At 38.4% G+C, this 8,450-nt stretch carries 5 protein-coding genes and 2 pseudogenes; 3 read left to right on the top strand and 4 right to left on the bottom strand.

What is annotated here, in order from left to right:
• Window positions 1–78: 78 nt before the first annotated feature.
• On the bottom strand, window positions 79–759 hold the full coding sequence (locus G1O98_RS34850) for a zinc metallopeptidase (RefSeq protein ID WP_345940628.1): 681 nt from the start codon (window positions 757–759) through the stop codon (window positions 79–81).
• Window positions 760–805: 46 nt separating this feature from the next.
• Window positions 806–1,042, bottom strand: a pseudogene (locus tag G1O98_RS34845) (transposase); the annotation flags it as partial.
• Window positions 1,043–1,609: 567 nt separating this feature from the next.
• Between G1O98_RS34845 and G1O98_RS34840 the strand changes: the two are divergent.
• The 3 genes from G1O98_RS34840 to G1O98_RS34830 are packed head-to-tail and all read left to right on the top strand — an operon-like array spanning window position 1,610 to window position 4,778.
• Entirely contained in the window at window positions 1,610–2,269 is a 660-nt protein-coding gene (locus G1O98_RS34840; RefSeq protein WP_163938373.1) for a VWA domain-containing protein, read from the top strand.
• Between the two features lie 10 nt (window positions 2,270–2,279).
• Window positions 2,280–3,050, top strand: a complete 771-nt coding sequence (locus G1O98_RS34835; RefSeq protein WP_163938371.1) for a PP2C family serine/threonine-protein phosphatase — start codon at window positions 2,280–2,282, stop codon at window positions 3,048–3,050.
• Window positions 3,051–3,056: 6 nt separating this feature from the next.
• Window positions 3,057–4,778, top strand: a complete 1,722-nt coding sequence (locus G1O98_RS34830; RefSeq protein WP_163938368.1) for a tetratricopeptide repeat protein — start codon at window positions 3,057–3,059, stop codon at window positions 4,776–4,778.
• A 577-nt stretch (window positions 4,779–5,355) separates the two neighbouring features.
• Here G1O98_RS34830 and G1O98_RS34815 read toward each other — a convergent pair.
• Together G1O98_RS34815 and G1O98_RS34810 are read right to left on the bottom strand one after the other, a co-directional pair.
• A complete protein-coding gene (locus G1O98_RS34815; RefSeq protein ID WP_163938365.1) occupies window positions 5,356–5,985 on the bottom strand; it encodes a tetratricopeptide repeat protein in 630 nt (209 codons plus the stop codon).
• A 42-nt stretch (window positions 5,986–6,027) separates the two neighbouring features.
• Window positions 6,028–8,450 (bottom strand): annotated as a pseudogene (locus G1O98_RS34810) (hypothetical protein); the annotation flags it as partial.

Here is an 8,450-nt window from a genome sequence, read left to right as displayed (position 1 = left end):
CATGGTTCACTCTTAGACCGATATTTACCTCAGTATTATCTCGTAGTCTTTTTCAAAAATCAAATATGATTCCTATATTTAACTAATGATTTTAAAATAAATGCCTTTAAAATTAGTTTGCACAATTTTAGCTACAATCACCAAAGCCATGCAGCCATTCCACCAAGATATATAAAGAAAATACTTATACACATAGTCTAAAAGATTAGAATTCAAGTATTGTTTGACAAAATCTTTTTCCTCATCTCCTATTAAGTTATTTTTTTGTAACATCCTAATTCCCTGATATGTAGCTCCTTTTTCTTCTAAAAAGCCAAAGATTATTAGCAGTAAGCCCGGAACAGCACCTATCATAAATAACCAAATATTTGTTTTTGAGAATGATATTGTAAATAATGCCAAAATACAAATAATGGCAAAAATGATATATGTGTATGTAGAAATGAATAAAAAACTTTCTTTTTTATTCAGGTGAAAATTTATAGCGTGTCCGCATTCATGGGCGGCAACTGCTAAAGTGCGTAAAGATTGGTTATTGTAATGTTTTGGATTCAGATATATTGTTCCGTATCTACCTTTCCTTGATTTAAAAACATTGGCAGTGTTTATTGAACCTTCGAGGACGGGTAATGCACTTAATTTGTTTGCATCTAAAATTGTCCTGGCTATCTCATGACCAGTCTTTCTACAAAATACAGGTCTATTAAATTTTGGTTCTAAATTCTGCCGCCATTGTCCATGTTTATAGCATAGCCAGATAAATCCTAATCTAAAAATAAGGTTCTTCAGTACTTGTTATGCTTAACTAATAATTAAAATGCCAATTCAACAAGCATCTTACTCTAAAATTATTAAAGTTTCTGAACCCATAAGCGGAACGCTTAATTAGCTTGAGTTTGTTATTGATGCCTTCAACAGCACCACTTGTTGTCTTATTATCAAAGTAAGCTAGTATCTCATCAAACCAGCGAATAAAAGTATTGTTGCTATTTGGGAAATATTTTTTAGCTTTTGATAGCCATATACCTAGTTTAAAGACTGCCGTATACCAACCATTCGTTTGATTAATTATTTGAGAGTAATTTATTCCTTCCATAAAACAATGTCCTGACTTAAAGAATTAAATATTAAAACTTTATAGGACTTACGCAAAAACCCTCTAAAAATCTCATTCCTCCGTGGCCTCTGCGCCCTCTGTGGTTCGTTTTCCGTTACCCGTGCGTAAGTCCTAGTTTAATTTGATATTCTTTTAAACAATCTTGAACAAATTGACGTGAGAAAAAGTCTTGGTATGTATCTTGGCTAATAGCTAGATTTAGAAGACATAGGCAAATGGATAGGTATTGTGGAGTTTGGCAACAGCAGCGCTAACAGTTTGGGAGTCTGACATTTCAGGAGCAATATTGCAGCAATTCTGAGTTTAGCGAATGCTGGACACTTCATGGTAGACAAATAATTGCGTAGGCGCAGCCCGTCGTAGACATCGCCATCAGCCCATATATTTTAGTTAGGGAAATTGTTTCAGTAAAAACACTACTGTTTAAGTATCTATTAGCTAGTAAACTTAATTGTGATTTTGTATAATAATTTACTTGACAAGGAGCATTAAATGGCTGTAGGAATGCCTGAATTTGTTGAAAATCCAGAAAATCGTTGCCCTGTAATTCTGTTGCTCGATACTTCTAGATCTATGTCAGGTCAGCCTATCCAAGAGTTAAATCGAGGACTTGCTGCTTTCAAAGAAGATGTACTAAAAGATTCCCAAGCATCGCTGAGTGTGGAAGTGGCCATGATTACATTTGGCCCCATAGTTAAACTCACGCAAGACTTTGTGACGATTGACCAATTTACACCGCCTACATTGGAAGTAGGTGGTGTTACCCCAATGGGTGGGGCGATTGAATATGCTTTGGATTTTCTAGAAAACCGCAAACAGACTTATAAAGACAACGGTATTCTCTATTATCGCCCTTGGGTGTTTTTGATTACAGACGGAACGCCAACTGATTCATGGAATTCAGCAGCGCAAAGATTGAGACAAGCAGAAGCACAAAGCCGACTGTCATTTTTTGCGGTTGGTGTACAGGGTGCTGATATGAATATCCTTAAACAAATTTCTCCACCTGAACGTCCACCAGTTACGCTAAATGGCTTAAATTTTCGTGATTTGTTTGTCTGGCTTTCTGCTTCAATGAAACGGGTTTCTAGTGGCAAAGTGGGGCAAGCTGTAGCTTTACCGTCTATGGGATGGGGTCAAATTACCAGTTAGAGGAAATTTTGTGAATTGGAAAGCTGTTGCACGTTCTGCGATTGGAACAAGTCATCACAAACAGGGGATAGATTGTCAAGATTATGGGGATTATCGCATCTTTGATGATGTGATTGTAGGCGCTGTTGCTGATGGTGCTGGTAGTGCTAAACATTCTGATGTTGGTTCTCGCTTGGCGGTAGAAACAGTACTCAAATGCTTTTCTGAAATTAATGAATTTCCTCAGAAGCAAGATTCTCAACCACTATCCCAAGAAGAAGCTCAGAAAGTGTTTGCTGAGATTGTGAACAAAGTTATTACAGAATTACAGAAGCAAGCAAATGAAGAAGATTATTCTATTAATGATTTAGCTTGTACGTTATTGGTTTTCGTGGCAACTCCTGACTGGGTTGCAGCTATGCAAATCGGGGATGGATTTATTGTAATGCGTTCCCAAGGGTCACAATATCAACTGTTGTTTCAGCCAGATAAAGGTGAGTTTGCTAATGAAACAACTTTTATTACCTCAACAAATGCACTAAAAGAAATGCAGGTAAAGGTCATTCCCGAAAAACAAGAGTTTATTTGTGCTTCCACTGATGGACTAGAAAAAGTAGCAATTCGCTTGAGCGACTGGGAACTCTTCTCGCCTTTCTTTAAACCTTTGGAGGAATACTTGCACGAACCTGTTAATCAAGAGGATGAAGATAAATATTTGATGGAATTCCTCAACTCTGAACGGCTAAATTCTCGCACTGATGATGATAAAACCTTACTTTTGTGCTTGTTTGATAGAGAGTAAAATTCGATGACAGTTCTCACCTGCGCCAGTACGGGTCAATTGATTACTCTGCTGGGTGAACGGATAGCTGATAGTGGTGAGGGTAAAGTTTGGCGAACTAATCGCAATGGTTACTTAGCGAAAATTTACCACGACCAAACTCCTGAGCGTGTGCAAAAGTTAGCAGTGATGATAGCGCACCGACCCAAAGAGCCAAACTCTCACCTCAATCATATTTCTTTTGCTTGGCCTAAGTCGGTACTGAAAGATGCTCAGGGTAACTGTGTGGGCTTTTTGATGCCGGAAATTAAGGAAGGAAAAGAACTTATTGATATATACAACCCCAAGCGTCGTAAGGATTTGAAACTTGAGGTTGATTGGCGTTTTCTGCACACAACGGCGCTGAATATCGCCTCAATTATTGAAGCAATTCACATTTCTGGCTATGTTTTGGGTGACATCAAGCCGCAAAATATTCTTGTTAACGATCGCGCCTTACCTTCAATTATTGATACTGACTCTTTTCAGGTTCGCAATCCGGTAAATGGCAAAATTTATCGTTGTCCAGTTGGTTCACCGGATTATACACCACCGGAACTGATTGATAAAGATTTTTCTAGCATTGATCAAACGGAAGTACACGATCGCTTCCGGTTAGCAGTGATTATCTATCAGTTGTTGTTTGGTGGTGAAAGTCCTTTTGCGGGAAAGTGGACATGTACGGGGGATACTCCAGAAACTAATGAACTTATCCGCCGGGGTTTATGGCTGTATGCACCAAACCGTTTGGTTCAACCTGTAGAAAGGACAATTCCCCTTGAGATTATTCACCCAGAGGTTCAACGATGCTTTCTCAGATGTTTTAACGATGGTTATAAAAATTCTAACTTGCGCCCAACTGCTGGGGATTGGGTAAAGGCGCTCAGACTTGCTGTTAATGAGTTAACTATCTGTGGAAAGCTAGACAGCCACTATTATAGCCGAACTTATGGTAAGTGTTATTGGTGCGATCGTTCTACAAAACTTGATATTGATATATTTCCTAAAAAACAAACCTCTTACAAGGATAAAGATGCCGATGCGTACAACAACCGGGGACTTAGCCGTTATATATTGGGAGATACAAAGGGCGCAATAAACGATTACAACCAAGCTTTGCGTATTAATCCTAATCATGCCGATGCCTACAACAATCGGGGGCTTGCACGTTCTACACTAGGGGACAAACAGGGAGCAATAAACGATTACAACCAAGCTTTGCATATTGATCCCAACTTTACGCAAGCCTACATAAATTTACTAATTATCCGTTACAAAATGATTGCTCTTATTTTAATAGGTTTAATAGCAGCTTCTTCACTTTCACTGATTATTTTTGCTAACAATTTGAATTCTGCAACAAATTCTAAACTTGATAAAGACTACGTGAACCGTTGTTCAGATCATGTGAGTTTAAAAAATTATAGTGAGGCAATAAATGACTGTAACGAAGCAGTTAAGATAAATCCTAATAATGACGAAGCCTACTTTTTACGTTGTTCAGCCCACTTTCACCTGAAAGATTATAGTGAGGCAATAGATGACTGTAACGGAGCAGTTAAGATAAATCCCAATAATGACAAAGCCTACTTTGTCCGAGGTGTTAGTCACATTATGAATGGAAATAAGCCTCAAGGAATAGAGGATTTACGGAAAGCTATAAGTTTAGGAAACGAAGCAGCTAAGGAAATCCTCAAAGATGTTCAATAATAGCCACTAATCAGTAATTTAATAATTTTTATAAATTGCTCTTAATCTTTTTAATATTAATAAATAAATTTGATTGTTTTTGGTACAAATTAATATATATTCCAATCTTTTAAATTTAAGTTAGGCACTTTTTCATTCAATATAAATAACGAATATGGAGTAAAACATTATGGTTCTTCAGTACTTGTTATGCTTAACTAATAATTAAAATGCCAATTCAATAAGCATCTTACTCTAAAATTATTAAAGTTTCTGAACCCATAAGCGGAACGCTTAATTAGCTTGAGTTTGTTATTGATGCCTTCCTTTTCCTTTAACTAGAGCTATCTCATCAATTCCAAGTCTTTTTAATTTTAAAGGTTTTGAATTTGATAATTGTTCTGATGCGTCTTTCAACATACCTTCTATCTCTTCTGTTGTGATTATTCCTTTTGAAGCTACAGTGTGGATATCGTTTTCTAAAACTTCTTGTATTGTTTTCTGTGCAAGCCGCTTTGTATAAGTTCTTTTCTTTCTGACAAAATCTAAATTTTCACTAAACGGTTTTTTACATATTTCACATTTGAATTGACGCCTATTAATTTCTAAACAAATCTTTTTGGGCTGACTCCTTATCGCCTAAATGAAACCTTACTGTTCCTCTACCGCAATAAGCTTCTGGGCAATCAGGATTGAGAAGCAATGCTTTCTCTAACTCTGCAAGTGATCCTGGCGATTCTCCCAATAAAAAATGGATATTTGCTTTGTTTATGTAAGCTTCGATGCGGTTAGGGTCAAGTGATATTACTTTGCCAAAATCCTCCATTGCCGCTTGAAAATCACCAAGATAATTTTTATAGATTTCAGCCCGATTTAGATAAGCCTCAATGAAATTTGAATTAAGTGCAATCGCCTGATTATAGTCCTCAACAACTTTAGGAAATTCTGATTTATGACAGATTTTTAATCGAGCCAAGCCCCTGTTATTATACCCTCCCGCTAGATTTGGGTTCATAGCTAATGCGCTATTGAACATTTGAATTGCACCTTCGTACTTGCCAATTTCAAACTGAATCATTCCTATGGAATTGTGGACTTCAGCGTAATTAGGATTAAATAGTAATGCTTGCTCAAAACATTGAATTACCGCCTCTATATTCCCGGTTTTGAGATATTCTAAACCTTGATTATAAAAAACTTGTGCTTCTGATAAATTAATTATTTTCATAACTCATTTATTATTTATATTTCTGGTGAAATTTATCCAAATCTAGCTCTGTAATTCTACATCCTGCTCTTTCTTTTGAGCCAAAGCTTTATCTACCTGAGTATTCGCATTCTCGAAAGTTTGTAGCACTTCTGAAGTTACTTTGTTAATTTGCACTTTGCCTGCTTCCAGGCTCAAAATTACATCGCCGTTTTTGTGGGCTAAAGCTAAATTTTTGGTTTGGGCATTAAAGCTCAAATCGTAAGTTTTTCCATTGACGAACGTAAAACCGTCAGGTGCAGGTTGCCCCCAGACCATACCCACCTTCTGAGCAATTTGGGTGAGTCGGCTAACTGCTTCTAAGTCTTGCTTATCCTTGGACATTGCCTCTGTTGCTTGGGGTGATAGCTGTCCACTAGTCTTAAAAGAATTGGCGACTTCTACAATCCCTTGCTTGTAGGCTTCCGGCTTGCCTAGTTTATCAACAGCACTGTACCACTGTCTCAAGTCATCAATAGTTACAGATGAATTTTGAACTTCTTGGGTGGATGTCACTTGGCTTTGTGCTTGCCCAAACGGAATTATCTTCCCATCCACAAAATCACCCAACGGTTCGACATGAAGTCCCCACACTTGGGGCTTCCCGCTAAACAACTCACTTAATGCTTTGGCAGAGTGCTTCTCCATATTCGCCCACTGCTGCTGATACTCTTGGTCAGCAATCATTTGTTGTGAGATTTGGTATTGTTTACCAACTCGAAAAGCAACTTCTTTGCCACCACCTGTGGCTAGAGCAATATCACCCTCTTTAAATCCATACTGTTTGTAAGGCTCATAAGCTCTAGTAGTGTGAGTTCTGCCGTATCCGCGCATGGCATCAATGCAAGTATTTACAGGTAGTGGGTTCGGTTCACCATGCATCATTAAAGGGTAGTTCATGGGAATTGGTTTACCTTTGATGGCTCTTGGGGCGACATTTTGAATATCTTGGGGTGGAGTGGAATGTCGGCTTTGCTCCTTCTGGGATTGTGCTGTTTGTTCTGGTGGTTTCAAAAACTGCGGTCGTGTGGCAAGGGAGCTAACAAATTGCTGATACTCAAGAGTAGATTCAATCACAGCCCCAAATTTCTTGGTCATATTATCCAAAGTTTTGGGAGGAATTGAACTACTGACTAAATTAAAGACCGTTAAACCTTTTTGAGTTTCCCTGATAACATCTTCTATTGGTACTTGTTGCCATTCAACTTTTTGAGCAGTTAACCATTTAGTTACAGTATCAGCTTTCTGGTTGTCAACAGCCAAGCCCATGACTCCAAGTTTTTTGTTTGATTCTGTCGAAAATAAGAAAGTAGGGCGCTCTTTAATATGATGTAGAATATTCGCACTACTCTCAATCATCTCTTGTTGTTCAGAATTAACTGATTGAGTCCCAAAAGCCTGAAATTCCTTCGTCCACCTCTGGGGATATTCAACGGTATTAGGGTCTATTTGAGCGCAAATAACAGAAAAATTACTTTCAATGATAGCGTCGGCGGGTGTAAGTTTTCCGGTTTTGAGTAGCCCAAGTTGTCTGAGCGCGTCTTTGTCTTTTTTGAAGTGCAATACCCCCAGAGGTTCACCATTCAAAAATACAGCATCTCTAGTTTTAGAAGCTGAGGTTTCGATAGTCAGTTTTCGGTAATCTTGATCATTGAATGTCTGACCAGAAAAATCATAAAAGTTAATTTTATTAATTTTGAGGAGATTTCCATTAGGAGACTCACCCAGCACAAAAGCTTGATCTCCTGTCTCAGAGATTGACGTGAGCTTTAATTTTAGGGGATTACCATTTTTCAGGTAATCAATTTGTTTCAACTGTTGGACAGAATCACTGTCTAAATCACCCAGAGTTTTCCCATCAAGTTTGATTTTTACTGTTTTGTCAGTCACTGGCACAGTGCCAAATTCTAAGCTGACCGATTCGGCGTTAAAAACAAGTCCTGCATAAGAGAAGTTCTTGAGTTCACGGATAGTAATTTCAACCGGCTCGTTTCCTGGTAGTCCAATAGTTGCTTTGGCAGTCGCGGGTTCCACGCCAACGAAACTAGCTTGTCCCTTTGTGCCAATAGGTAACATTCCAGTCCTGGTTTCGAGCATGGCGAATTCCTTATATTCGATGTCAGTATCCTGGACAAACATTAGTCTGGAAACGTGGCGTTCATGCCCCGGTGGGTGGTGACTAGCTCTGATTTCTATCAGGTGCTTTTCGTCTGGGTTCCACTTTCTATCCAAAAATTGATTTGCCTCATTCAAAAGTGTGACTAACTTCGGTTCGGTAAATTGCAGTTGCTCCAGGCGGGAGATAATTTCATTGGGGAAAGCAGCAAAGGCGAAGTTAGATACTTTTTTAGCGATCGCAGACGGGTCGGTGTTTTCTTTTCTTGCAACTTCGAGTTCATCTTGGCGAGATGCACAGATGTTCCAAGCGGCGGCAGCAGATGCAAGTT

This window comes from Nostoc sp. UIC 10630 (genome assembly GCF_010747425.1).
In the GTDB taxonomy this organism is placed as follows: Bacteria; Cyanobacteriota; Cyanobacteriia; order Cyanobacteriales; family Nostocaceae; genus Nostoc.
Note: the sequence above shows the minus strand (reverse complement) of the source record. Positions and strands in the feature narration are given on the sequence as shown.

Excerpts from the sequence above, each read along its gene's own strand:
- G1O98_RS34815 (WP_163938365.1), bottom strand. The coding sequence starts at position 5,985 with ATGAAAATAATTAATTTATCAGAAGCACAAGTTTTTTATAATCAAGGT.
- G1O98_RS34840 (WP_163938373.1), top strand. The coding sequence starts at position 1,610 with ATGGCTGTAGGAATGCCTGAATTTGTTGAAAATCCAGAAAATCGTTGC.
- G1O98_RS34830 (WP_163938368.1), top strand. The coding sequence starts at position 3,057 with ATGACAGTTCTCACCTGCGCCAGTACGGGTCAATTGATTACTCTGCTG.